This is a genomic window from Microcoleus sp. C2D2, from assembly GCF_036702495.1.
GTDB lineage: Bacteria > Cyanobacteriota > Cyanobacteriia > Cyanobacteriales > Microcoleaceae > Microcoleus.
This window is the reverse complement of sequence record NZ_JAUBTO010000002.1, coordinates 32,894-59,491: the sequence shown is the minus strand read 5'-3', so window position 1 is coordinate 59,491 and position 26,598 is coordinate 32,894. Positions and strand designations below refer to the sequence as shown.

Genomic DNA, 26,598 nt, shown 5'->3' with positions numbered 1-26,598 from the left:
CCCGCGCAAGCTCTATCTATTTTATATAACTCTTGCAAGACTTGCAAAAAAACTAGATTTCTTTAACCTATCTCTCGCACTCTACACAAAACTTAAAAAAAACCGTGCAGAAAGGAAAAGTTATGCTGTAGGGTGCAGGGGCTATCCTCTTGTGCAAGCAACGCTTACGGGCGATCGCGCACCGTACCCTACTAACTGTCCCCCCAATCCCCCGCCGTTGCCCCTTTTGGCAAACAAGCAAAAGCAAATGCCGACGAGAAATTCAATCACAAAGTTTTATTAAGCTATCCGATTTTAGCCAACACTTAAAAGTTATTCGGCAAAACACTAGCAATATTTTGCCCCAAAGTCAAGGGCAGCTTCAAAAAAAATCAGAAACCCGATCGCCAAAACCAGCTCGAATTCCCGCAATATATAATAAAAATAACCGGGTAATTTTCACAGAGAGAAACCTATGGCTCCGAATCCCACCATTATGCAAGCCGTCGAACAACTTGGCTACCGCGTTACGGTTGGAGACGTGGCGGCAAAAGCTGGATTAGATGTCAATTTTGCCCAGCGAGAACTGTTAACCCTCGCCTCCGAAGCAGGCGGCAACCTGCAAGTAGCAGAATCCGGTGACATTGCCTACCTATTTCCCAAAAACTTTCGAGATATTTTGCGAAACAAATTCTTGCGCTTGCAGTTGCAGGAATGGTGGCAAAAAATCTGGCGGATACTATTTTACCTGATTCGGATATCTTTTGGCATAGTGCTGGTAGCTTCTATTCTCTTAATTTTTGTTGCTATCACGCTTTTACTCTCCAGCAGCGATAGCAATAACGGGGGAGGAGGAGAAGGTGGCGGCGGGGGCGGTGGCAGAGGCGGCGGCTTTTTCTTTTTTCCCTACTTCTGGAACGACTTATTCTGGATATTTTACTGGAACCATGACGAACCTTACTACCAGCAGCGATCGCGCTTAACTGGTCAAAAGCCCCAGATGAGTTTTCTGGAAGCAGTTTTCTCCTTTATCTTTGGAGACGGCAACCCAAATCACAATTTAGAAGAGCGCAAGTGGAGCGATATTGCCACTGCAATTCGCAACAACCGAGGCGCCGTCGTCGCCGAACAAATTGCCCCATATCTCGACCATCTCGGACAGGGATACGCCCGAGAATACGAAGAATATATGCTACCGGCTCTCGCTCGTTTTGACGGCCGCCCCGAAGTCAGTCCCCAAGGGCAAATAGTCTACCATTTTCCGCAATTGCAAACCACAGCCACCGAGAGAAATTCTGAACCAGTAGCAGCTTATTTGCGAGAAATGCTGTGGCGTTTCAGCAACGCCAATTCCGGCCAAATCATGCTCGCAGCAGGGTTAGGAGCCCTCAATCTTGTCGGTGCCCTAGTTTTGGGAAATCTATTAAGCAATAGTGCGATCGCAAGTGGATTTATCGGTTTCGTCAGCGCTATTTATCCAACGATCCTGATTTACGGCGTCGGATTTCTGACAATTCCTTTAATTCGCTACTTCTGGATTCAGTGGAAAAATAGCCGGATAGAAGCCCGCAATCAAGAGCGTCAGCAGCGAGCAATGTTATTAAACCAACCTGATCCCAACTTGCTCCAAAAACTTGCTTACGCCCGGGAATTTGCAGCAGAAAACGTTTTGACTGGAGAAGACTTAGCTTATACAACAGAAACCGAATTAACCCAACAAGAACTAGAACAGTCAGCAAAAATAGATGCCGAATGGCAGCGCAGGATCGATCGCTCGGACAACTTGTAATACTAATAACAAAAAACAGTTGTTCGTTGTTAAGTTAGGTTGAACTAAAATCGGGCACCATTTTCAAGAAGAGGCATGAGGCCTGTTCCACAATAAAATATCTTTGTTGGGGAACGGGCTAAAAGCCCGTTGCTAAAAATGGTGGAAAACGTCAATCTTTATTGATGTCATTATTTTTTATACTCCTACTTTTTTTTTAACAGCCTTAGGGCGTTTAAAAACCAAAGAATTTTGGTCATACTTCGAGTCGTGATCCATAGCCACAAGTTCCCATCCATCCTCCCCCAAATGATTGACAAATAGATGCAGCGAGCCTTGTTTCCAATCTCGCAGTTCTTCACCGTTTACATATAAACTAATCAGCTTGTTGCCAAAAGGATACATATTCGCATCCACAAATAGATACTCCCACTTTTTCATAGCAATCCTTAAGGTAGTTAGTCATCAGTCATTAGTCATTAGTCATTAGTCATTAGTCATTAGTCATTAGTCATTCCTAATTCCCAATTCCCAATTCCGCCTTCCCAATTTCCTGTATCCACGACACGGAAGTCGCGGATACAGGAATAGCTGTTTTTCCCTTCTTCCTTCCGCCTTCTTCCTTCCGCCTTCTTCCTGACATCCGTTACATCCGTTACAGAATCCGTTGCCGAACTTCCTTCTTTCTTCCCGCTTCTTCCTTCTCTATTTCTAGGAGTTACTGCACTGCAATTCTAGCCAAAGTAGTACCCCGGTAATAGTGCAACAAAATCTGCTGGTAGCCGTATCCCTGCCTGGCCAAATTGTATGCCCCCCACTGACTCATTCCTACAGCGTGACCGAAACCTTTGCCAGCAACTTGAAAACCGGTAGGAGCTTGACCGCGGTTACTGCCGTTCCCACCGCCCGCGTACTGAGGAATCACAGTAAAGCGGGTACTCCTCAAATTTAGAACCCGGCGTAAATCTGCGCCAGTCATGACCCTAGAACCGCCATCTCCGACTACTTTCATCCTCAAAACGCTGCCGTGAGCAGTAGTGCGTTCTGGCTTCATCGAGATCACATTCCCCACGCCAGAAATCCTATTGCTGATTTGAGCCCGGGAAAAACTTTCTTTCCATTGGTAAACCGGCGCCCCTTGGTCGAAGTCAGGAACAGCACGCAGGTAAGGCAGAGGTTCCGTCCAAACATCCTCGACATTTTCAGTATGTCCCCCAGAGGCAGAGTGGAAAGCGGCTAAAATAATCTGACCGTTGTAGGCGAGAACTTGACCGGCGGTTGCATCGACTGCGGCATAAGTCCCAGTAGATTCTGTTTGCAGTCCTTTGTAAACCTGCGAAGACTGAGTGTTGTCCACGTCGTAAAGGTCGGTTTGGCTTTTGAGGCGCTGGTGGATAGCGTAGGAACGGGCGGCGACTGCTTGGGCTTTCAAAGCCTCTTGAGGCCAATTGCCGCTCATTTCGGCGCCGAGAACGCTGTAGAGATATTGTTCGATATCGACGTAGTTGACGGCAGTCAAGCCTCCTCTTTGAGGAACTAGAAGCGTGCGTCCCCGATACCAACGATCGCCAATCCAAACATAACCGTTCCCGGTCGGCTCGATCCAAACTTGGTTGGCTGCCCAGCGACCGACAGCCACTTTTCCCGATCGAAATTGAGCCGACTGAGAACTGTTTGCCGAGAGTTCGCCCAAATTGCGCCCGCTACCGTCGCGGATTGCTGCTTTGGTAGAACTGCCGACTTTTACCTGACTTGCCCCGTCTTGTACGGCTACTCGCAAGATCAGCGCTGCCTGGGCTGGGGCTACCATTACCAGCCAAAACAACAACGAAATCCAAAAGTAGCGTTTTTTTAATGTCGAAAGAACGGAAGCAAAAAATACTCCTGACTGCATTTGAAAATTTTCCTTTTATGCTGTATATGTTTGACAAGTTTTAAGGGGAAGCTGGGGTTCGGGAAAAAGGAAGAGGAACGAAAGAAAGAAAACGTTAGAATTGGGTTTGGCACTCTGTGCCGTTGTCGAAAATGATTTTAGCAACTAGATGTTCGCAGGAACAGCGATTTATGCCGGTTCCTGGCTGCGACTATTTCCTGTATGTCGGATTTGCCGCACTCTGGATATATGTAACATATTTTTTAAGACTTAATTGAGGTGATTTGACTCTTGCAGATTACATTTCTCGGAACTAGCTCCGGTGTCCCCACGCGATCGCGCAACGTTTCCAGCATCGCCCTGCGCTTGCCCCAGCGAGCGGAACTCTGGCTGTTTGACTGCGGCGAAGGAACTCAGCACCAGTTTCTCCGCAGCGACCTAAAAGTCAGCCAACTGAGCCGCATTTTCATCACTCACCTGCACGGCGACCATATTTTCGGCTTAATGGGTTTGCTGGCTAGCTGCGGTTTGGCGGGGAATGTCAAGCGCATCGATCTTTACGGGCCTCCGGGACTTGAAGAATATTTGCAAGCTGGCGTTCGCTATTCTCAAACTCATTTTTCTTACCCGGTTAAGGTGCACAAAAGTCACGAGGGTGTCATCTATGAAGATGATGAATATATTGTTAGCTGCGGTCTTTTGAAACACCGAGTTACTGCTTTTGGTTATCGAGTAACTGAGAAAGACCGTCCGGGACATTTTGATGTTGAAAAAGCTCAGGCTGCGGGTATTCCTTCGGGGCCGCTTTACGGTCAATTGAAACAAGGAAAGACGGTAAAGTTATCGGACGGGCGACTGTTTAAAGGTTCGGATTTTTGCGGCCCGGATCAAATCGGGCGCAAGTTTGTGTATTGTACTGACACGGTTTTTTGTGACGGGGCGGTGGAATTGGCGAAGGATGCTGATTTGTTGGTGCATGAAGCTACTTTTGCTCATCAAGATGCTCAAATGGCCTTCGATCGCCTCCATTCAACTTCGACTATGGCGGCTCAAGTGGCTGCGATCGCTGGGGCGAAACAGCTAATTATGACGCATTTTAGCCCGCGTTACGCTCCGGGGAATGCGATCGTTCTGGATGATTTGCTCAAGGAAGCTCAGGCAATTTTTCCGAATACGAAAATGGCCTATGACTTTTTGACTTACGAAGTGCCCAGACCTGTTTCAAACTAGGGTTAATCTGACATCTTACACCATTCTCAAGAACAGGCAAGATGCCTGTTCCACAAAGAATGAATTTGATTGTGGAACAGGCATCTTGCCTGTTGCTGAAATTAATGCAACAAAAAGATGAATCTCTTGTGGAACAGGCATCTTGCCTGTTGCTAAAATTAATACAACAAAAAGATAAATCTCTTGTGGAACAGGCATCTTGCCTGTTCAGGAATTAGGGATTGACACTGCTGTTATGGAGTGGTTTAAATTTCAAAGTCATGGTAAAATAGAAAAATGAATTCAATAGCGTTTTATGTCAAATCTTGAATTATTAACCAAACTTCAGCAATTATCCCGTGCTGATAAATTTAAAATGATGCTATTCTTAATAGCAGAATTGGCGAAAGAAGAAGGAATTGTAATGGGTAATGAATCTGCTGAAATTATATATTCAGTGCATACTTCTAATAGTGCAGCAGAGCAATTGACGCAGTTACTAGAAATAGAGCAGAAACAAACTCAAAATGTTTAATAGTAGGCGATATCCTTTTCAACCTAAACGAGATGAAATTGGTGTTTTAGCTGATGTTCCGTATCACCATTTAACACTAAAAAATTAAGCAAAAATTTTTAAAATTACCATGACACTTGAAATCGGAGCATTAGCCTTATTAGGAATTTAAAAAATAGCACCAACAATCGCGGCTAAACTTGCAGAAACAGCATTCAAAGAAACCATGAAAAGACTCAATCCCAGCGATATTCAAAAAGCTTGGATTTGTGGTATTGAAACTGCCAATAAAACCCGTGAATTATTCTATCCTTGCGAACAGGGCTTAGTCGAAAATTTTCTCGAAAAATTCTTTACCGGCGCCGCACTTGCAGAACTTCAGAAACCTTTCCACAACCAAGGAATGCCTCAAGTTGAGTTGTTAGTTGCAGCTTTTTATGCGACAGTCGCAGAAAACGAGAGAATTCAAGACAGATTCATGCCAGAAAAACTGGAGGGTTGGCTGGATGTTTTTGCAAAAACCTATTTCGAGAAAACTAATTGTTATTTAAATTTTAAGGTTGCCAAAGCCGACTACTTTAAGCAAGTGGCTAACTGGTTTGATGATGTTAAATTTGCTGGCATTGCTGTCGAAGGTCAGGAAATCGAAAAATCCGAAAAATTGGCTCAGATTTTTGTGATGCCGGATGTCTTGGAAGAGGTAAATATTTATAGTCGCTTGGATATCCAAGAATTGAAAGAAGGCAAAAACCTGCAACAGATGCAGAGACAAGCTCGCTTTGGGAGAAAGTTTTTAGCATCACAATTATTGAATCAAAATCACTCAAATAAATTTGTGTTGCTGGGCGCTCCTGGTTCTGGCAAGACAACTTTACTGAGCTTTTTTGCGGTGATGTTGGCTCAGGACAATCCAGAAAAACTCGGCTGGGATTCTGGGAGAGATTGCTTGCCGATTTTGATTAAAATTCGGGATTTTGCTAGGCTTTCAGATATCAATATCCTCGACTATGCCCGCCAGTTTGCCGAGAAAACTATGTCCGTGAAACGGCTGCCCGAAGGCTTCTTTGAGTATTGGCTGGCAGACGGTAGGGCGATGATTTTGTTGGATGGATTGGATGAGGTTGTGGAAGAATCCAAGCGCTATGAGGTGGTGCAGTACATTGAGAGTTTTTTGGGGCAGTATCATCAAAATCTGGCAATTATTACTTCTCGCCCTGCTGGTTACAAACGGGATTTTTTTAATACTTCGGAGTTTGAACACTATCAGTTACAACTGTTTGATGATGCTAAGGTTGATGAGTTTATTAATCACTGGTACGACAGCCGCGTTCCAGATGCGGCAGAAGCTCAACGCCGCAAAGATAGCATTAAGAAAGCTCTGGATGGAAATGATCGAATTAAATTGTTGGCGAGAAATCCGCTATTGCTGACAATCATTGCTTTGATTCACCGCGATGAAGGTGTACTGCCGAGAGCACGCCATGAGCTTTATGAAAAAGCTGTGGAGACACTGTTAAAGAATTGGGATGCTCACAAAAACATGACAGAGAAGTCGGTATTCAAATATTTAGAGGCAGACGACTTACGGCGGCTGATGGAAATTCTCGCCTATTGGATTCACACTCAGGGTAGTACGGATAATCCTGAAGGCGGGACGCTGATTGTCAAGGATGATTTGTTAGATCAGTTAACTCAGAATATTAAAACCAAAAAACAGGTTGAACGGTTCCAAGCAAAAGAGGAAGCTAAACGATTTGTTAATTTTATTCAACAGCGGACGGGATTGCTCAACGAACAAGGACAAGATTTGTACGCTTTTGTACACAAGACTTTTCAAGAATATTTGTGCGCTCAGGATATCGGCTCTCAGGCAGATGATGAGGATGATTTTGAGATTGTTCTCAATCATATTCGAGAGCATTTGCATGACCCCCACTGGCGGGAAGTGTTGCTGTTGTTGATTGCTCAACAAAAAAAACCGGAGAAAGCGGCGAAAGCGCTGCGGGCAATTTTGGCTGTGAAAAGCGAGCATGAGCAATGGTTGCACCGCGATTTATTTTTTGCTGGCAGTTGTCTTGCTGAAAATATTAAAGAGTTAAAGGTGGCAGATTCCAGTCTAACTGGGGAGATTTTGGAGAAGTTGGTTGAGTTGGAGGTAAGGGATGAGGAACTGGTTGGTGAGAGGGTTCGCTCTGAGGTTTTGCAAATCCTTTGCAGTATGAGTGAGACTGAGTTTGAGGCGCAAACTTTGCAACTTTTGAAAGCAAGGGGCATTGATGAAAATCGCTTGTGGAAATATCAAGCAGCTTTAGGGGAAAAAGAAGCTGTCATAACTGCCATGCTACTACGCCTCGAAGATGGGAATGAGGCTGTGCGTCGTGAGGCAGCATCTGCCTTGGGAGGGTTGGGAAATGCTTCAGAAACCGTCATTAGTGCCATGCTACTACATCTCCAAGATGAGGATTCTTGGGTACGTTCATGTGCAGCACAGACCTTGGGTAAGTTGGGAAATGCTTCAGAAACCGTCATTAACGCCCTGCTGTTACGTCTTCAAGATAGCGACCGCTCGGTAAGTTCCTTCGCAGGAATAGCCTTGGGCAGGTTGGGAAATGCTTCAGAAGTCGGCATTAATGCCCTGCTGTTATGTCTGGAAGATGGGGATAAGTCAGTGCGTTATGAGGCAGCATTTGCCTTGGGTAACTTGAGAAATGCTTCAGGAAATGTCATCGATGCTCTGCTACTAAGTCTGGAAGATGGGGATAAGTCAGTGCGTTGTGAGGCAGCATCTGCCTTGGGCAGGTTGGGAAATGCTTCAGAAACTCTCATCAATGCTCTGCTACGAGGTCTGGAAGATGAGGATAACTCAGTTCGTTACTTGGCAGCATCTACCTTGGGCAGGTTGGGAAATGCTTCAGAAACTGTCATCAATGCTCTGCTACTAGGTCTGGAAGATGGCGATAACTCGGTGCGTTATCACGCAGCACAGGCCTTGGGCAACTTGGGAAAGGCTTCTGAAGCCGTCATCAATGCTCTGCTACTAAGTCTGGAAGATAAGGATGAGTCGGTGCGTCGTCAGGCAGCATCTGCCTTGGGTAACTTGGAAAATGCTTCAGAAAGTGTCATCAGTCCTCTGCTACTAAGTCTGGAAGATGGGGATGAGTTCCTGCGTCGTGAGGCAGCATCTGCCTTGGGTAAGTTGGGTCTCAAATCTAGTGACGTTTTGCCTGCTGTCGTGCAATGGATCGATCGCCATCAGGATACAGAATATGTCGGTTTAGGTATTGATGTGTTGTGGGATTTGGTGGCGGGTGAGGGAAATCGATCGCCCGTGGATTTTTAGAAGTATGTAGCTTTTGGGCGAGTAAAACCCGATCGCACCTCCGGAACTTTCACCAAAAATGCGATCGGTCTGCTGTTTGACGATTAGGGTCCTCGATCCCCTTAATAACCCGGAACAGAGGTCAACTATTCAATCGAAAATCCAAAATCCAAAATCGATCGATCGCACTTCCGGACTTTTCACCAAAAATGCGATCCGTCTGCTGTTTGACTATTAGAACCCTCCATCCCCTTAATAACCGGGAACAGAGGTCAATTATTCAATCTAAAATCTAAAATCTAAAATCTAAAATCCTTTGAAAAGAGTCAGATAAGTTCGCCATGTCGTGCCCCTACTCTATGCTGGGTTTGTGCGTAAGTCCTGTTGATTTTACTGTACCGTAGCCCAACATTCGGTAGTAGAGTCCCTGTTGGGTAAGGAGTTCGGCGTGGGTACCAGACTCCACAATCTCGCCCTCCTGCATCACAAAAATCCGATCGCAGTCCACGGCAGTTTCGAGTCGGTGCGTGACCAAGATGATAGTTCTTTTGCGGCGCAGACGTTGCAGCGTCTCTACGACCCACTGCTCGTGCTTCAAGTCCAGCGCATTCGTGGGTTCGTCGAGGATGAGAATGGGAGCGTTAGTCACGAGCGCCCGCGCGATAGCTAGACGCTGTCGCTGTCCGCCCGAGAGGTTCTTACCGCCCTCAGCGATTAAAGTATCATACTGCTCCGGCAAGGTTTCGATGAACTCGGCAGCCCCGGATTCGACCGCCGCCTCCCGAATTTCCTGGAACAGAGCATCCGGGCGACCGTAGGCGATATTCTCTGCGATCGTTCCGGGGAAGAGCGGGCTGCCTTGCGAGACGAGCGCCATGTGTTTGCGAACGTCGGCCAGCTTAAGGGTGCGGAGGTCAACACCGTCGAGGAGGACGCTGCCCGATGTCGGGTCGTAGAAGCGCGGCAAAAGATTGAGCAGCGTGCTCTTTCCCGTCCCGCTAGGGCCCAAAAACGCCACCATCTGACCCGGCTCGATACTAGCACTGATGTTCCGCAAGACGGGTTGCCCAGAGTTGTACTCGAAGCTCACGTCGGAAAGTTCTAGTGTGCGGGGATGGACGGGAAGCGATCGCGCATCAGGCGCGTCTGCGATCGCAGGAGGCTCGTCGATCACCGTAAAAACGCGCTCGCAGGCAGCTACGAACGTCTGGATCTTAGTAGTGAACCCCAACACCCAACCGATCGGGTCCCAGAACTGATTGAGGTACGCCATGAATACGATCAGATCGCCTATGGTCACGCCGTCCGGCACCGGACGCAAGAACTGGTCGCGATAGACTAGGTATCCGCCGTAGCCTAAGATTACCCCGCTTCCCAGACCAAAGACTACCTGAACCGCTAGCGGATAGAGGTTCTCTTGCCAATGGAGCCGCATGGAGGCATTGACGCTGCGATCGACCGCCCCTGCGAAGCGCCGCGACTCCGTTGCTTCTCGCCCGAAGGACTGAATCAGCCCGATCGACTCTATAGCTTGCTGCATGGTTGAAGTCATAACCGCATCGACCTGCTTCGACTCGAGGGCTCGACGCCTAATCCTTTCCTCGAAGTACCAATTCGCCAGTATTAGAAGCGGCGTGAACGAAAGTGCAAACACCGTGAGAAGGACGTGGCGCGACAGCATGATCCAGATCATCGCCGTCAGCGTCACCGATGCGGCAGTGGAGCCAATCAGCGTATCGATCACCCCCCAGGGTCCGAGGCTGTCGTAGCTCAACCGATAGATTGCGTCACCCTGCGATCGGGAACCGTGCCAGCCGAGGCTAAGCGCCTGCATTTTGTCGTAGAGTTCGGTGCGGACACGAAAGGTTCCGTTGTACTCGATGCGGTAGTTCAACATCTTACGGAGCATGATGACGGTATCGCTCAGGACTCTGACGATCGTCGCGACGAAGGCCATTCCGAAAATTCGGTTCAGCGTGCCTTCACCGAACGGGGCAAGAAACAGCGTATGAATCCAGTTGGATTTCGGAGTTGGTGACAAAACCGTATCGACTAGAATCGCCATCGGCCAGGCGTTGAGAAGGTTGCAAAGCACCGATGCCCCGATCAAAAGCAAGAGCGTGACGATCAGCCATAAGTCTTTGCGGAAGTAAGAAATGGAGCGCAGGACGATCCGCAGCAACCAATGTTGGTTAATTAACGGCCTCACCATTTTTGGTGAATTCTTCTGGCTCTTCAAACGTGCTTTGAGTGGAAAAGTCATGGATGTGCTGGGTGACTCTAAGCAGGACAATGCACCAATTGGGAAATTTCACCAGGGTTACAGAGACCAGAAATCAACTTTGGGTTTTCACCCCTGTTTTCAAGCAGGGCAGATGAAATGTGAGATTATTCGACTGGTGCAAGATTTAAGTATAGTTTCCTTGTTCAAGGGTAGCTAAATAGCAAGCGAGATCGCTTTGCAGGCTGGTGTGATGCGTAAGCGTTGCTTTCCCGAAAGCGAGCGCAAAGTTGACCCGATCGCACCTCGAACCCCTTAATAACCGGGAACAGAAGTCAATTATTCAATCTAAAATCCCAAATCGAAAATCGCTCGATCGCACTTGCGGAATTTTCCCCAAAAATGCGATCGGTCAACCTGCTGTTTTCGGTCAGTCTGCTGTTTGACGATTACAGCCCTCAATCCCCTTAATAACCGGGAACAGAGGTCAATTATTCAATCGAAAATCCCAAATCGAAAATCGAAAATCGATCGATCGCACTTGCGGAACTGGCGTTGCTGAATACAGGTATGAATTCAAGATTTCCCAAGTGCTATAAGCCAAGTAGGGTGAGTTCTGTAACATCAAGCGAAAAGTTGATTCATACCGTGAATCAGCAACGCCTGAAGCTGTAGTGGTTTCAAGCGCTGGGTCACAATAAGCGAATATTCTGACCCAATACAAGGATCTAGAGGACGTTATATAGTCCGTATGAAGAAGCTGCGAATTTCCCAAGTCTTGATACCGATAATAATGCCCCCAACAACCTGTTGAAGGTCTTTTTCCGACATTTCAGCCAACTCAACAGGCAGGTCTTGGATAGTGAGGCGGTTGCCGGAACCGTTCGCTTGGGTCATCAAGGTTTTCTTGCTCATGAGAGTTTTTACCTTATGGGTTTGGTACCATGATGGCACAATTCAAATCCGGGCGTTGCTGAATACAGGTATGAATTCAAGATTTCCCAAGTGCTATAAGCCATGTAGGGTGAGTTTTGTAACATCAAGCGAAAAGTTGATTCATACCGTGAATCAGCAACGCCGCGGAACTTTCACCAAAAATGCGATCGGTCAGTCTGCTGTTTGAGGATTAGGCCCCTCGAACCCCTTAATAACCGGGAACAGAGGTCAATCGATTTGCGATTTGCGATTTGCGATTTTCGATTAAAACCCGATCGCACTTGCGGAATTTTCCCCAAAAATGCGATCGGTCAGTCTGCTGTTTGACGATTAGGCCCCTCCATCCCCTTAATAACCGCGAACAGAGGTCAATTATTCAATCGAAAATCCCAAATCCCAAATCTAAAATCGGTCGATCGCACTTGCGGAACTTTCACCAAAAATGCGATCGGTCAGTCTGCTGTTTGACGATTACAGCCCTCGATCAGCTTAATAGCCGGGAACACAGGTCAATTATTCAATCTAATATCAATTCCGGTTATATCGGAATGATTAAACCACAGAGGGCACAGAGGACACAGAGAAAGAGATGAGAGAGATAATAATTCCGATCTAACCGGATTTGATATAAAATCTAAAATCCCAAATCGAAAATCTAAAATCGATCGATCGCACTTCCGGACTTTTCACCAAAAATGCGATCGGTCTGCTGTTTGACGATTACAGCCCTCGATCCCCTTAATAACCGGGAACAGAGGTCAACTATTCAATCGAAAATCCAAAATCCAAAATCTAAAATCGATCGATTATTCAATCTAAAATCTAAAATCTAAAATCCAAAATCGGTCGATCGACCGCAGCGACGGCCCAGGAGAGCCAATGGTTGCTACAATCGGGGAGGGTATATGTTGTGGCTAACACTACAGCCCGTAACCCTGAAAGCTAATAGCTAAATTATTAAAAATCTGCCTCTCCTGCCATGTTTAAAAATCTGCTAGGCGACCCCAACGCGCGCAAACTTAGAAAATTTCAGCCTTGGGTAGCTGATATCAATATCTTGGAACAAGACTTCCGCGCACTCTCAGACGACGACCTCAGAGGCAAAACGGCGGAGTTTAAAGAACGTCTGGCAAAAGCTAAATCTCTCAACGAAGAGAAAGAAATCCTAGACGAAATCTTGCCCGAGGCTTTTGCAGTGGTGCGGGAAGCAGGACAACGGGTTTTAGGAATGCGCCACTTTGATGTCCAAATCCTCGGGGGCATTATCCTGCACAAAGGCCAAATTGCCGAAATGAAAACCGGTGAAGGCAAAACTCTCGTGGCGACGCTGCCGGCTTACCTCAACGCCCTCAACGGTAAAGGCGTACACATCATCACCGTCAACGATTATCTCGCAAGACGGGACGCGGAATGGATGGGACAGGTGCACCGCTTCCTGGGATTGACTGTGGGACTGATTCAGCAGGGCATGGATCAGGTGGAACGAAAGAAAAATTATAGCTGCGATATTACCTACGCCACTAACAGCGAAGTCGGCTTTGATTATTTGCGCGACAACATGGCTACTGTCATGGAAGATGTAGTGCAGCGTCCTTTTAATTTCTGCGTGATTGACGAGGTTGACTCGGTGCTGATTGATGAAGCGCGGACGCCTTTAATTATTTCCGGCCAGGTGGAACGCCCCAGTGAGAAGTATATACGGGCGGCTGAGGTAGCTGCTGCTCTGAGAAAAGACAATGAAGAACATTACGAGGTTGACGAAAAGGCTCGGAATGTGCTATTGACCGATGAAGGCTTTGGTGAAGCTGAGCGGTTGTTGGGTGTTACGGATTTGTACGACCCGGCTGACCCTTGGGCGCATTACATTTTTAATGCGATTAAGGCGAAGGAATTGTTTATTAAGGATATTAACTACATCGTCACTCCCGATCGCGAAGTCGTGATTGTGGATGAGTTTACGGGGCGGGTGATGCCGGGACGCCGCTGGAGTGACGGTTTGCACCAGGCGATCGAAGCGAAGGAACGGGCGGAAATTCAGCCGGAAACTCAGACGCTGGCGACGATTACTTATCAGAATTTCTTTTTGCTTTATCCGAAGCTGTCGGGGATGACTGGGACGGCAAAGACTGAAGAGACGGAGTTTGAGAAGATTTACAATCTGGAAGTGACGCTGATTCCCACTAACCGCATTACCAGCCGGACTGACCTTTCGGATATGGTTTACAAGGCTGAGGCTGGGAAGTGGAATGCCATCTCCCAAGAATGCGCGGAAATGCACGAGATGGGTCGGCCTGTGCTGGTGGGCACTACAAGCGTGGAAAAGTCGGAGTTGCTGTCGCGGCTGCTGCAGGAGAGGAAAATTCCTCACAATTTGCTTAATGCTAAACCGGAAAACGTGGAGCGGGAATCAGAAATTATCGCTCAAGCCGGACGCAAAGGCGCTGTGACGATCGCGACAAACATGGCGGGACGCGGTACTGATATTATTTTGGGCGGTAATTCTGAGTACATGGCGCGCCTCAAGTTGCGGGAGTATTTTATGCCCCGGATCGTGCAACCCGAGGATGACGACGGGTTTTCGGTGGTGCAAGTGCCTGGTATTGGTGGCCGCCCCGCAGCTCAAGGTTTTGCTCCGAAAAAGGTAAAGTCTTGGAAAGCTTCGGCGCAGATTTTCCCGACGGAGTTATCGAAAAATGCCAAACAAATGCTCGTGGAGGCGGTGGAATTGGCGGTGAAGGAGTACGGCGCGCGATCGCTCTCGGAATTGCAAGCCGATGATATCGTGGCTATAGCTTCGGAAAAAGCGCCGACAAAAGACCCGGTAATTCAAAAATTGCGGGAAGCTTACAATCTAACTCGCAGCGAATACGATGCTTTTACCAGCACCGAACACGAGGAAGTCGTGCAGTTGGGAGGCTTGCACGTCATCGGTACCGAACGCCACGAATCGCGCCGGATCGACAATCAGTTGCGCGGCCGGGCGGGACGCCAAGGAGACCCGGGTTCTACCCGGTTTTTCTTGAGTTTGGAAGACAATTTGCTCAGGATTTTCGGCGGCGAACGGGTGGCCGGTTTGATGAAGGCTTTTGGTGTTGAGGAAGATATGCCGATCGAATCTGGAATGCTGACTCGTTCCCTCGAAGGCGCTCAGAAAAAAGTCGAAACCTACTATTACGATATCCGCAAGCAGGTATTTGAATACGACGAAGTGATGAACAATCAGCGTCGAGCAATCTATGCGGAACGCCGCCGAGTATTGGAAGGTTTGGACTCCAAGGAACAGGTAATTAGATATGCGGAACAGACGATGGATGACATCGTGGGAGCATACATCAATCCCGATTTACCGTCGGAAGAATGGGAACTCGACAAACTTGTTAGCAAGGTGAAGGAATTTGTTTATCTGCTGGCTGACATGACACCGGATCAGCTAGAAGATTTGTCCGTTGAGGAAGTTAAAACCTTCCTGCACGAACAAGTTCGCAATGCTTACGACATGAAAGAAGCGGAAGTTAATGCAATCCGAGCTGAATTGATGCGAGATGCGGAACGGTTCTTTATTTTGCAGCAAATTGATACTTTGTGGCGGGAACATTTGCAACAAATGGATGCTTTGCGCGAGTCTGTAGGGCTGCGCGGTTACGGTCAGAAAGACCCGCTGATCGAGTACAAAACTGAAGGTTACGAGCTGTTTTTGGACATGATGACGGATATCCGCCGCAATGTGGTTTATTCGCTGTTCCAGTTCCAGCCGCAGCCTGCTATGCAAGTTTCGCCGGAGATGGTTTGAAAATAGTTAACAGTTGACTGTTGACTGTTAACTGTTAATTGTTGACTATTAAAACTTAAAAATGAAGGATTAAATCTTTCATTTTTAAGTTTTGTTTTAAGGGGATTTAACCCTAAAATCATAATAGGCAAACAAACGATCGCCTTGCTGAAAAAGAATTTATTGCAGCGATCGATCAATTTCTAATGACATCGACAACTGCTCCAAGGGTTTGCAGTTTTATAGCAACCGCGCCTTCTCCGGCTGTGGGAGCTGACGCTACAATAATTAAAGTGACTAAAGTAATTGCTTTTACCTAAAATTTGAGATTGAGGCTGTACTCTGTGAAATCCCCCTTCCGGTTACTCGCTTTGGTGTTAACTTTGTCTCTGGCTGGGATGCCTCAGTTGGCGGTGGCTCAAACGATTGAGGAGTTATTTCAACAGGGTAATGCGGCTCAAGAAGCAGAGAATTACTCGCAAGCTGAAGCTATTTACCGCAGAATTATTCAACTTGAGCCAAATAATGCTAAAGCTTACTACAAGCTATGCTACGTGCTGGATGACCAAAACAAACTTGACGATGCTGTTGCTGCTTGTCGAAAATCTATAGCACTTAATAGTGATGCTCAGACTTATTTTGTTCTAGGCTATGTACTTCGCAGGCAGGGGAAACTAGAAGAAGCGATCGCCGCCTACGGCCAAGCCATCCAACTTGACCCCAAATCTGCCGCAGCTTACAACGGTCTGGGCAATGCGCTGTATAACCAAGGGAAACTAGAAGAAGCGATCGCCGCCTACGGCCAAGCCATCCAACTTGACCCCAAAGATGCCACTGCTTACTACAATCTAGGCATTGCGCTGAGTGACCAGGGGAAACTAGAAGAAGCGATCGCCGCCTACGGCCAAGCTCTGAAGCTACCAGACAATATCGATCCTCCAGCCAGCACTCATGCCTTATCTCACAATGGTATAGGGCTAGTGCTTCAGCAGCAAGGCAACTTAGAACAAGCCATTGAAGAATATAAAAAATCGCTCCAAATAGACCCCAATTATCCCATTACCAGCAACAACCTCCAAGAAGCAGAACGGCTGTTGAGCCTACGGCAAAATCCCCAAGCAGAAGTCATGGACGATCGCCAATACTTGCCCAAAAACGAACCCGCCGTCCCCATTTTGCGCTCAGTCGTGCTTGTCACAGCCAATTTTCCCAACAGCCGCGAGAAACAGGGAAGCGAGTACGGCACTGGCTTAGTCATCCAGCGAGACGGCAACCGCACCTTAATTATCACCAACCGCCACGTTATCTTTGAGCAAGCCACAGGAAAACAAGGTCAAAACATTCAAGTCGAATTTTTCAGCGAACCCCCCCCTGACAAACTCAGGATGCGGCGAAATGCCAGAGTTCTAGGCATGACTTCTGCCGATGACAACCTCGATATCGCCGTCTTAGAAGTCACCGACCCCCTTCCCGACGATATCAAACCCTTGCCCACTTCCTCAAACCCCATTCAGCGCCAGATGGCTGTCCGGGCCATTGGCCACCCAGTGCGGGGCATCCCTTGGTCTATAGAACCGGGTACAATCAGCAGCTACGACAGCCAACAATTGCAAATATCCGGGACGGCCATCCAAGCGGGCAACTCCGGCGGCCCAGTCATCAATTCAGAAAATCAGATTTTAGGCATTGTAGTAGAAATTGATGGAGGTCTTGCTTTTGCCTATCCCATGCCTGTAATTATGGAAAAATTACGAGCATTGGGCCTTAAATAAGGTTGCTAACGCCGCCTAAGATAACCGCATTACCCAGTCAACGAAGGAAATTATGAACGCCAAACTTTTATTTGCCAGCGTCATTGCCCTCACCCTCAGCCAAATGCCCGCCCTCGCCTGTCCCGAAGGCAACTTCCGTTCCACCGACTACATCCGCCGAGGCAACCGCTGCGAAGGCATTAAGCGAGAACCAGTTAGCGCCAATAGTTTGCGCTTAATTTCCATCGCCACCCGCAATATCCCCAGCTATCAAGCACAAGTCTCAATGAAAATTCCCGGCATCAACGGCGGCGGAAAGCCAGAAGTGAAAGTGCAATCTTTAGACAAAAACTATCAATTAGATAACCCTTCGCTTACTGAAAATAGCGGATTCTATACCTTATTATGGGATAGCTACGTTCTCAAGCGAGAGGAGGTTCCTAGCAATAGCCTGCGGGCCTTAGCATCAGTGAATTTCGGTTCACAAGTGGTGTACGTCCCAGTTATTTTAGGGCAAAGTTCTGGACAGTACGAATTTGTTTTCTATAGTCCCAGTCGAGTAAAATTCCCTGTCTTTAGAATTTTGCAAAACGCCAAAGAAGTCTACAGCAACCCCCGCAAGGTAGCCCAAGCTAATGAAATGATTTTTACCTGGGATAGCCGCAATGCCCCCGCCGGCCGCTATGAATTGCAAATTGAGGCGGAAATTGAGCCACGAGGGAAGCCTACAGAGAAAATTAATCGGAAAATTGTCTTTGAACACAATCCTAAATGGCTGAACTAAATGCTTGTCAAGGATTCATTTTGTAGTAATGACTGAAGCCCTTGAAGCCCTAAAAAGCTTATTACAAACTATTTTTTTATAATAAAGGTCAGATTGGGCAGCTTCCCAGCTTAAAATCACCCAGGATTAAAACATGGCACGCAGGCAAACAATTAAGCAGCAGATTGGTGCTTTTCTCAGCGCGATAAAGATAGATAAAATTGGGCAAAAGCTGATTGCCACAGGACGGCTGGTGATTTCTGGGATAAAAAAGGGGTTAAATTGGGTGATTAAAACTTTAAAATCCCTCTCCACCTATCTATGGTCAAACAAAATACTCACTTTTGTTTTAGGTCTCTTGTTAATCTTTAGCGGTCTAACCCTTGCCGCCTTTGTACCGAGTACCCACATTTTTGAAAGCAATCTCACCGTAGAAGAGATCAGCTTTACATACGCTGGTAAAGAGCCAAAACTGTTTTTAGATACCGTTCGCGGCATCAAAAGTTTAGAAATTGAAGGCAAACAAACTCTCACTTTTACAGGAAAAATTCAAAGCAAATCTACGCCCGCATTAAATCAACTCACCATCTTAGAAATAGAGCCAATAGATAGCACAAGTAAGTGGTCAATTGCTCCCGCCAACCTGAAACAATCTAGCGAATTAGAATTCACAGAACTGCGACTGCAACCTGACACAAAAGTTAATAATCTGAGTTACGATACCTATCGCAATCAGCTTGCTTTTTCGCTGACACCAGTAAAAAAACCAGCTAATACTAATATATTACAGCTTAATTTGGGAAATCAACCCCTGAAAGTTAGCTTAGAAGGATATCAATTGAAAAATGTCAAATTGCCAATTGATTCAGAAAAACAAAGGCAGTTAGAATTTATTCTGATACCCAACAATCAGGAATTAAGATTAAACTTTGCAGATCCTGTTACTATCTATATGCAACCACCTGCACCCAAAAACAATGAATCTAAGCAATGGTTTAGAGGGAAAATCGAGGTAAAAAATGTAGAATTTCAGCGTTTAGATATAACAGGATCAAATCAGGACGATAACTTACCTATTTCTACAATTCTTAAGGGTGAAGTCCACATGGCAGAGCAGGAAAGAGAAATCAAGCGAAATCAATTTCTCATGGTGGAGGAACCGGGAATTAAACTGATCCGCTATCTTAATATTGTTCCCCAAGAAGGGTTAGAGGTCCGCATTTCTGGTAAATCGAAACTGATTCAGATTGGGTTAGATAAGGAGTTTCCTGTTTCCCGAATTCAAGCGAGTTGGCTAGATAGGGTTTTACCTCGCGATGCCATTATTGCGCTGATTTCTTTCTGTGCTACTTCCTTTACTTTATTGTTGCCTTTTATCATTAATGAGATTTCTAAATCAACAAGTAGAAATCCGTGATTTGAAGAAACGATCGCATTAAATTTGGTATTATTATGCCCAATCTTCTTGATCGCTTTTTTGTCGCCTGTAAACTTCACCTGTGGCGTGAATTTTTCGGGTTTGTTCGTAAAGAGTTTCTTCGGTATGATTCCATTGTTGCAGGACTTTTTTTAAGTCGGATTGAATATCTCTAGCGCCGGGAAAGCCTCGGTAGCGAATTATTAATCTTGCTAATTCCGATAAATTGTAGTCGGTTGCTTCTGAGGCTAATAAAGTATCGATACTGGCTCGATCGCGCTTGTATTGCGGATGCTGCTGATCTTGAGTTTTTTCTATTGAATCCATATTAAGTAAGTGGGTAGAAATAAACATTACATGGGAGCGGGCGGGTTTATGAGATTATTAGTCTTAGGCTATTATGGTTGGTAAAACCCGCCCCTACAATTCAGGTTCTTCTAGGATTCTTTTTTGTGTTTAACTACATATTTATATTCCCCAATCATCAGAATACCAAAAACCTCGACTTCTTGAAAAAGTCAAGATTCTGATTAGAGTTTTGCTTGTGTTGTCGCTTCAGTCATCCCCAGAAATTTTTGTGTTTGTTCAGTAATACCAAATAGTCGATCGCCGTGACAAAAGATTTCCCAGGCGCGAATTCCCATAAAACCAATACCTGCAACCGCCAAGGGCATCGCAGCGGCACCTAAAAGCGCGGCAATGGGGGGAAATATCATGCACAGTGTTAACAGAATGCCAGTAATAACACCGCCAGCAATGCCAGCTTTGGCGGTGGCGGTGGCGACTTCTTCCACTAACTCTGACTGGGTAATTTTCCCTTCCACGCACAATAGGGAGTTTTCTAAGATAGAAAATATTAACTCAATTACGGCTGCGGCGATCGCCCCTTTCATTGCAGCCCCAACGATTTCCGCAACTGCTGCTTTAAAGGCTGCATCCGCTAAAACTTGCTTAGCGACTGCTAATTCTGCGGCAGTCATGTCTGCACCACCGCGAGCACGATTCACCCAAAAATATTCAAAAATCCCGTTAGCAGCTTCGCTTGGGCCTCCATTGACGTGCGCTTGGATGTGACTCCAATCTTTATCTTGACAGAAGTTGCGAATTGCTTCAGGGCCTTGGGCACGAATTTGGGCGGGTATGGATTCAAATACTTTGGCTGCTTCTTGAACATTTCGCATTCCGTCACGCACCCCAGCCCTAGCAAATTTGAATTGCAGATTTGTTGGCAGGTTCTCAAAACGGATGTTATGTGCTATTTTGAAAGCTTCTTGAGTGGCGATCGCCCCGGCACTAACGATTGAACTTGGCGCTGATTGTACCCACGCCGTTAATACAGTTGCACTTTCCTCAACTTTAGCAGCGATTTCGTTAGCTAAGTTTTGGGTATCGGCAACAGTTTCTCGTACTTTAGCCGTTAGCAATTCGAGCGGATTCTGGTTAATTTCCATGTCGATCGAGCTGGCATCGTTAATGATTGAATTATTCCGACTATAACATTCCTCTTCAACTAAGTTTTATTTTTTACTTAATTGGTTCTAACTCCGGCTGGAAATCTAGAGCTTTTTTTTGATAAAATAAACCTTCATTGATTCGCCCTTGCTGTTCCAAAATTTTGCCTAAATTCCAATAAGCTGCGGCTAAATCTGGTTGAATAGCAATAGCTTTGTGATAGTACATTATGGCATCATCGAGCCGCCCTTGTTTGTAAAACATACTGCCCAAATTAACAGATGCTTCGACAAAATTAGGGTCAAATTCGATCGCCTTTGAGTAGGCGCGAATTGCCGCGTCTATTTTGCCTTGGGCTTGCAGGATATTGCCTAGAGTTTTGTAGGCGGCTGCGAAATTGGGTTGCTGGCGAAGTGCTTGGTAACAGGAGGCGATCGCCTGTACATATTTCTGTTGCGCGTAATAAATTTCTGCTATCTTGCTGTGTGCAACAGCCTCATCAGTTTTGAGGGCTAGTATTTTTTCGTATTGAGCGATCGCCTCATCAAAATTACCCGATTCTTGGAGTCCATCGCCTGCTGACAAATGCTGCGAGGCTAACTCGGAATTTACGGTCATATATTTTAGTTGGACAGGCGATATAACTTTAGCATAAATATTGTTTGTTATAGCAACCGCCTCGACGGTTAGGACTTTCTTAATCGCTGAAATCCTTACTCTTACTCCTTCTTCCTTCTTCCTTCTTCCTTCTTCCTTCTTCCTTCTTCCTTCTTCCTGACATCCGTTACATCCGTTACATCCGTCGAGCGAATCCGTTGCCGAACTTCCTTCTTATATAGAAGTCGTTTGCAATACAGCTAAATAATTACTCACACCTCTAAAATATTCACAATCTTCATAATATTCTTTAATGGGCATCATTTGTGAAGATGGCAAAATGCGATAAATTTTATACCCTAAAGGATTTAATAAATCCCAAAAATCACGAAAAAATTTGCGAGAATTAATATTTCCCGAACCAAATTCAAAAGCAAGGGCTTTAATCATGCCACTCGCTAAACTTTTACCTGCCCCTTTCAGTGCTTCTAATTCATGTCCTTCAATATCTATCTTAAGAAAATCAATATACTCTAAGTTGTATTCTGAAACAATCTCATCAATAGTAATAGTATCTACGGCAAAAGATGTAAATTTGTTATTTTTAAAATAGCTCTCTTGTCTTTGATGTAATGAGGCTATACCAGAAGTAGAACTGTCACTGTACAATTCCACCTGCGTCGTTTTTGAACTAACTGCTTTAGGAATAAGGATAGAATTAGGAAGATTTAGATCCAAAATTATTTTTTGACAACCAGGTTGAGGTTCAAATAAGAAAAAGTTTGCTTGCGGGTAAAGTTTCTGGCATAAACTAGACCATTCACCTCGATTAGCTCCGACATCAAATAAAATAGCATTCGAGCGACTAATTGCAAACTTTACCGCAGCTATTTCCGCAGCTATAGCCCAACCCGTACCAGCACCTTTACCTAGTAAAATGCTCAAGTATGCTTCTAATAAAGTTGTAAAATTTGCCGTTACTGAATTAGCCACTATAAAACTAAGAGGTCCAGCTAATAACTTTCCAACTTTATTAAATAAACTTGGATCGCTTACCTTCATCATTAAAAATTTTTACGAGACTAGCTGAAAATAAACATAGCATTTAATCTTTATCAGTGTCAAATTAAATAAATCTGTAGGGGGGGTAAGACATTGAGTCTTTTGATTTCAACAGGTTTTTATACTCTGACGCACCCTACCCATGTGCCAGTTGGGTAAGTCCGAATCGAATTACGATCGCCAGAAGCAGCAAAACATCGATTAAAAAACTGCTTGCCTAACTCCGGGCGATCGCAAAAATCAAGGAGACAGCCGCCACACCTTAATCGTGTTGTCAAAACTGCCGCTGATCAGAGTGTTGTCCTGAGGATTAAAAGCTAATTCCACCCAAGTAGAATGACCTTTCAGCGTGCCAGCCATTTCGCCGGAATCCATCCGCCACAGCTTGATAGTCCCGCTCAAATCGGCGCTGGCCAGCTTGTCTCCGTCGGGACTGAAAGCCAAGGACTTAACCTTGTCGGAATGGCCGATTAAAGTCCGCAGCAGAGAACCGTTGGGCTGCCGGGACTGATTATTTGCGCTGATATCCCACAACTTCACCGTCTTGTCCCAACTGCCACTGGCGAGAGTTTGACCGTCCGGGCTGATGGCCAGAGACCAAACCCCCTCGGAATGACCCCAAAGAGTTTGTTTCAATTCCCCAGTCTGCCAGTTCCACAGGTTGATCTTACCGTCGCTGCTGCCGATCGCCAAAGTTTGTCGATCGGGACTGAAAGCCACCGACTGCACCTCGTCAAAAACCCGCTTGAGAGTTTCCAACTCTGCCCCGCCTGGGACGGACCACAGCTTCAAAGTTTTGTCCTTACCCACACTGGCCAAGGTCTGGCTGTCGGGACTGAAAACCACCGAGAACACGCCGTCTGTGTGTCCGTCCAAAGTCTGAATTAACCTGCCAGAATAGAAATTCCACAATTTAATCGTACCGTCAACGCCGCCGCTGGCGATCGTCCTGCCGTCGGGACTGACGGCCACCGACCACACCGGCCCCAAGTGTCCTGCTAAAACCTTGAGCAACTTGCCGTAACGCTTGTGCAGCAGGTGAATTGTGCCGTCGTTGTTCCCGCTGACTATCACGCGGCCGTGGCGAGCAACTGCTACCGCCCAAACCGGGTTTTTGTCTCGATCCGCCAGAGTCCGCACTGCTGCCCGCGAGTGCGATGCCTCACCCCTGAAATCCTGCATCGGGGGCGGATTGAACCGAATTTTGGGAATGCTAGAAACAGGCTCAGAAGAAGTGAAAGCCTGCGGTGCAGGAGATGGCACGCGAATACCCAGCACTCCCGACAGCAGGGCAACCGTAGTTGCTCCCCACATGACCCAACTCCACTTGGGTTTGCTGAGAATCACGTCTACCGGTGCCGGCCCGTATTTCATGTCTGTGAGAATTGCCTCAATCGATCGATAGCGTTTTGATGGTTCTCGCTGCACCATTTTATCCAGGATGCGGCCGAGTCGCGCCGAAACTGGTACTTTCAAATAATGCCTCCAGGCCCAACTGTCGGCTTTGATGTCAAACAAATCAAAGGGAGACATTCCCGTTAACAAGTGAATGCAAGTGACGCCCAAACTGTAGATGTCACTGCTTTTAATCGCTTGACCTTTAATTTGTTCCGGCGCCGCGTATTCGGCAGAACCGATCGCGGTTTTTGTTTTGAGCGGCCCGCTGTTGGCAGGAATTGCCGCGGCGAAATCCACTAAAACTAGCCCTCGACCACCTTCCCCGGACAGGGAATGCAGATGCTCTTTCCCTACCAAAGCTGGGGATGCTTGGGGAGATTTGCGGTGAATAATATTGGACGGTTTGATATCTCGGTGAATCAGTTGATTGTCGTGAACAAATTGCAGAACTGGCAACAATTCGCTCAGCAGATACCAAATTTGAATTTCTTTAAGAACACCTTTTTCTGAAAGCCGATCGGCTAAATTACGGCCTTCGATGTATTCTTGCACTAAATACTGGCAGCCTTCGACTTCAAAAAATGCCAGCAGTTTCGGTATTTGGGGATGTTTCCCCAACTCGTCGAGCCGCTCGGCTGAGCCGAGAAATGTGCGGTTTAGCTGGTGAGGACCGTCTGCGGCCGCCGACGATCCGCAGAACTGTTGAATGACGCAGCGGGGTTGCGAAGGTTGGTCTTCATCCGCTGCTAAGAAGGTACGGCAAGTGAGACTTTGACCGAGGGTGTGAAAGACTCGGTAGCGACCTTTTAGCAGCAAGTTCGACTCGCAACTTTTGCAGATTGTCGCGCGATCGAGATTTTGGGGGTTGTGGCAATGGGGATTGGTGCAGTAACTCATTTGTCTTTCCGCTGGAGACCCCCGTTTGACATACAAAGCTGGTGGGGGAGGAAAGCGGGGCGGTGCGTGCCGCTTCCTGTGGACAAATTAAATAATTGGAATCTTTGCTTTATGATAATTGTTTCCTAGATTTTCGCCACAATTGCTTGGGTCAATCGCGCGTAAATAATTGCTGACTTTCCTGCGAGCGAGGTTTAATAGGTCGATCGTACGGGCGGGCTCTCCTGCCCACCCCACAATAAAATCATTCTTCGCTTCACAGGCCGGAAAGCCTGTTCTTTAGAATGGTGCAATATCTCAGTTGTTACCGAATTAAGCTATACTGTCATTGCGAATACTTTCAGGGCGATCGCAAGCATTGCCAAAGCAATGGCGACGCATTGCCAAATATCCGCGATTCTTTGTTCTATGGAGTCAATCTCAAACCTCAAATCTCAAATCTCCAATCCACTAACAGATTAAAACTTAGGCAAATTTCGCCCAACAAACTACTAACTTTTAACTATTACTTATGCCCTTAATTCGCGTTCCCAAACCTTGGGAAAATCTCGAGTCCCAAATTACCCCAGAAACAGCCTTTCTCAACCGCCGCCGCTTCATGACAAATTTAATTGGCGCCGGCGTGACTGCTTCGCTGCTGCCGCTGACCGGCTGCCAAAGCAATGCTAGCTCAAAAACAGCTCTGGATCGAAGCTCAACCCAAGCATATGCGGGATTGAGCCGGAACCCGGCCTTTGCAAACGTCGATCGAGCGATTACCGACGAAGCCTTAGCTACAAAATACAACAATTTTTACGAATACGGCGGCACAAAATCTATTTGGCAAGCCGCTCAAGCTTTGCCAACAGAAAACTGGAAAGTAGAAGTAGGCGGTTTAGTAAAAAATCCCCGCACTTATGATATTGACGACCTCTACAAAAAATTTCCTATCGAAGAACGAGTTTATCGATTTCGCTGTGTAGAAGCGTGGGCGATGGTAGTTCCTTGGGTCGGATTTCCCATGAAATTACTGATGGCTGATGTCGAACCCCAATCGAACGCTAAATTCGTTCGCTTCACCTCATTTTACGATCGCAAAATAACTCCCGGCCCCGGTTTGATGTCGCAATTTTATCCTTGGCCTTATACCGAAGGTCTGCGAATTGAAGAAATGGCCAACGATTTAGCATTTTTTGCCACAGGCTTGTATGGCCGAAGGCTACCAAAACAAAATGGTGCGCCGCTGAGGCAAGTGATTCCTTGGAAATACGGTTTTAAGGGCGCAAAGTCGATCGTCAAAATTGAATTTGTCGAACAACAGCCCGCCACTTTTTGGAATACAATCGGTCCCAGCGAATACGCCTTTGAAGCAAATGTCGAACCCGACAAGCCGCACCCCAGATGGTCGCAGGCCAGCGAACGGATAGTCGGCCCCGGTAACAGTTGGTCGTGGGAAACTCGCCCGACTTTGCCCTATAACGGTTACGGCGAATATGTGGCGAGTTTGTACAGTTAATTAACTACGCCAGATGTAATTCCCCTCGTTTCTAGGCTCTGCCTAGGAACGCAGATCCGGAGGCTCTGCCTCCTTATTCCCGCGAGGCAGAGCCTCCAATCCCCTCGTTTCTAGGCTCTGCCTTTGTAGAGTTAATTGACGGATTTACCCTCGTTTCTAGGCAGAGCCTAGGAACGCA

21 protein-coding genes are annotated in these 26,598 nt (G+C 46.5%); 10 read left to right on the top strand and 11 right to left on the bottom strand.

Translation table 11 applies throughout. The features are described 5' to 3' along the window. Positions 1-454 precede the first annotated feature (454 nt). Entirely contained in the window at positions 455-1,768 is a 1,314-nt protein-coding gene (locus tag QUB61_RS01260; protein ID WP_333132207.1) for a hypothetical protein, read from the top strand. A gap of 177 nt (positions 1,769-1,945) precedes the next feature. Here QUB61_RS01260 and QUB61_RS01255 read toward each other — a convergent pair whose 3' ends face one another. The 3 genes from QUB61_RS01255 to QUB61_RS01245 form a co-directional block, all read right to left on the bottom strand. Beyond that, positions 1,946-2,188: a hypothetical protein gene (locus QUB61_RS01255; protein WP_333132208.1), complete on the bottom strand. Its 243-nt coding sequence runs from the start codon at positions 2,186-2,188 to the stop codon at positions 1,946-1,948. Positions 2,189-2,264: 76 nt separating this feature from the next. Further along, positions 2,265-2,390, bottom strand: a complete 126-nt coding sequence (locus tag QUB61_RS01250) for a hypothetical protein (protein WP_333132209.1) — start codon at positions 2,388-2,390, stop codon at positions 2,265-2,267. 75 nt (positions 2,391-2,465) lie between these two features. Next, entirely contained in the window at positions 2,466-3,641 is a 1,176-nt protein-coding gene (locus tag QUB61_RS01245) for a SpoIID/LytB domain-containing protein (protein WP_333132210.1), read from the bottom strand. A gap of 270 nt (positions 3,642-3,911) precedes the next feature. Here QUB61_RS01245 and QUB61_RS01240 point away from each other — a divergent pair, with 270 nt between their 5' ends. After that, entirely contained in the window at positions 3,912-4,850 is a 939-nt protein-coding gene (locus QUB61_RS01240; protein ID WP_333132211.1) for a ribonuclease Z, read from the top strand. 15 nt (positions 4,851-4,865) lie between these two features. Here QUB61_RS01240 and QUB61_RS01235 read toward each other — a convergent pair whose 3' ends face one another. Further along, the gene (locus QUB61_RS01235) at positions 4,866-5,048 is read right to left on the bottom strand and encodes a hypothetical protein (protein ID WP_333132212.1); all 183 of its coding nucleotides are present in this window, start codon (positions 5,046-5,048) and stop codon (positions 4,866-4,868) included. A 97-nt stretch (positions 5,049-5,145) separates the two neighbouring features. Between QUB61_RS01235 and QUB61_RS01230 the strand changes: the two genes are divergently transcribed. After that, on the top strand, positions 5,146-5,364 hold the full coding sequence (locus QUB61_RS01230) for a hypothetical protein (RefSeq protein ID WP_333132213.1): 219 nt from the start codon (positions 5,146-5,148) through the stop codon (positions 5,362-5,364). A 154-nt stretch (positions 5,365-5,518) separates the two neighbouring features. After that, complete coding sequence (locus tag QUB61_RS01225; RefSeq protein ID WP_445300993.1) at positions 5,519-8,683, top strand: HEAT repeat domain-containing protein; 3,165 nt, start codon at positions 5,519-5,521, stop codon at positions 8,681-8,683. A gap of 331 nt (positions 8,684-9,014) precedes the next feature. On the opposite strand, the gene QUB61_RS01220 is transcribed toward QUB61_RS01225, so the two are convergent. After that, a complete protein-coding gene (locus tag QUB61_RS01220) occupies positions 9,015-10,925 on the bottom strand; it encodes an ABC transporter ATP-binding protein (RefSeq protein WP_333132215.1) in 1,911 nt (636 codons plus the stop codon). Between the two features lie 248 nt (positions 10,926-11,173). Between QUB61_RS01220 and QUB61_RS01215 the strand changes: the two genes are divergently transcribed. Then, positions 11,174-11,329 carry a hypothetical protein gene (locus QUB61_RS01215; protein ID WP_333132216.1) on the top strand — a complete coding sequence of 52 codons (156 nt, stop codon included), beginning with the start codon at positions 11,174-11,176 and terminating at the stop codon, positions 11,327-11,329. Between the two features lie 292 nt (positions 11,330-11,621). Here the strand turns inward: QUB61_RS01215 and QUB61_RS01210 are convergent, their stop codons facing one another. Then, positions 11,622-11,798: a bacteriocin gene (locus QUB61_RS01210; RefSeq protein ID WP_333132217.1), complete on the bottom strand. Its 177-nt coding sequence runs from the start codon at positions 11,796-11,798 to the stop codon at positions 11,622-11,624. Between the two features lie 1,000 nt (positions 11,799-12,798). On the opposite strand from QUB61_RS01210, the gene secA reads away from it, so the two are divergent. The 4 genes from secA to QUB61_RS01190 all read left to right on the top strand — a co-directional run bounded on the left by secA (position 12,799) and on the right by QUB61_RS01190 (position 19,519). After that, positions 12,799-15,609, top strand: coding sequence for a preprotein translocase subunit SecA (secA, locus tag QUB61_RS01205; RefSeq protein WP_333132218.1), 2,811 nt, complete (start codon positions 12,799-12,801; stop codon positions 15,607-15,609). Positions 15,610-15,932: 323 nt separating this feature from the next. Next, positions 15,933-17,360 carry a tetratricopeptide repeat protein gene (locus tag QUB61_RS01200; RefSeq protein ID WP_333189776.1) on the top strand — a complete coding sequence of 476 codons (1,428 nt, stop codon included), beginning with the start codon at positions 15,933-15,935 and terminating at the stop codon, positions 17,358-17,360. Positions 17,361-17,412: 52 nt separating this feature from the next. Further along, complete coding sequence (locus QUB61_RS01195) at positions 17,413-18,123, top strand: hypothetical protein (RefSeq protein WP_333127955.1); 711 nt, start codon at positions 17,413-17,415, stop codon at positions 18,121-18,123. A gap of 133 nt (positions 18,124-18,256) precedes the next feature. Continuing rightward, complete coding sequence (locus QUB61_RS01190) at positions 18,257-19,519, top strand: hypothetical protein (protein WP_333127953.1); 1,263 nt, start codon at positions 18,257-18,259, stop codon at positions 19,517-19,519. A gap of 33 nt (positions 19,520-19,552) precedes the next feature. On the opposite strand, the gene QUB61_RS01185 is transcribed toward QUB61_RS01190, so the two are convergent. The 5 genes from QUB61_RS01185 to QUB61_RS01165 all read right to left on the bottom strand — a co-directional run bounded on the left by QUB61_RS01185 (position 19,553) and on the right by QUB61_RS01165 (position 24,925). Next, the gene (locus QUB61_RS01185; protein ID WP_333127951.1) at positions 19,553-19,846 is read right to left on the bottom strand and encodes a DUF3288 family protein; all 294 of its coding nucleotides are present in this window, start codon (positions 19,844-19,846) and stop codon (positions 19,553-19,555) included. A gap of 203 nt (positions 19,847-20,049) precedes the next feature. Further along, the gene (locus tag QUB61_RS01180) at positions 20,050-20,970 is read right to left on the bottom strand and encodes a hypothetical protein (protein WP_333127949.1); all 921 of its coding nucleotides are present in this window, start codon (positions 20,968-20,970) and stop codon (positions 20,050-20,052) included. 73 nt (positions 20,971-21,043) lie between these two features. Continuing rightward, positions 21,044-21,589: a tetratricopeptide repeat protein gene (locus QUB61_RS01175; RefSeq protein WP_333127947.1), complete on the bottom strand. Its 546-nt coding sequence runs from the start codon at positions 21,587-21,589 to the stop codon at positions 21,044-21,046. A 213-nt stretch (positions 21,590-21,802) separates the two neighbouring features. Beyond that, on the bottom strand, positions 21,803-22,633 hold the full coding sequence (locus QUB61_RS01170) for an FkbM family methyltransferase (RefSeq protein ID WP_333127945.1): 831 nt from the start codon (positions 22,631-22,633) through the stop codon (positions 21,803-21,805). 237 nt (positions 22,634-22,870) lie between these two features. Further along, positions 22,871-24,925 carry a serine/threonine-protein kinase gene (locus QUB61_RS01165; protein WP_333127942.1) on the bottom strand — a complete coding sequence of 685 codons (2,055 nt, stop codon included), beginning with the start codon at positions 24,923-24,925 and terminating at the stop codon, positions 22,871-22,873. 511 nt (positions 24,926-25,436) lie between these two features. On the opposite strand from QUB61_RS01165, the gene msrP reads away from it, so the two are divergent. Continuing rightward, entirely contained in the window at positions 25,437-26,420 is a 984-nt protein-coding gene (gene msrP / locus QUB61_RS01160) for a protein-methionine-sulfoxide reductase catalytic subunit MsrP (protein ID WP_333127940.1), read from the top strand. The last annotated feature ends 178 nt before the right edge of the window (positions 26,421-26,598 follow it).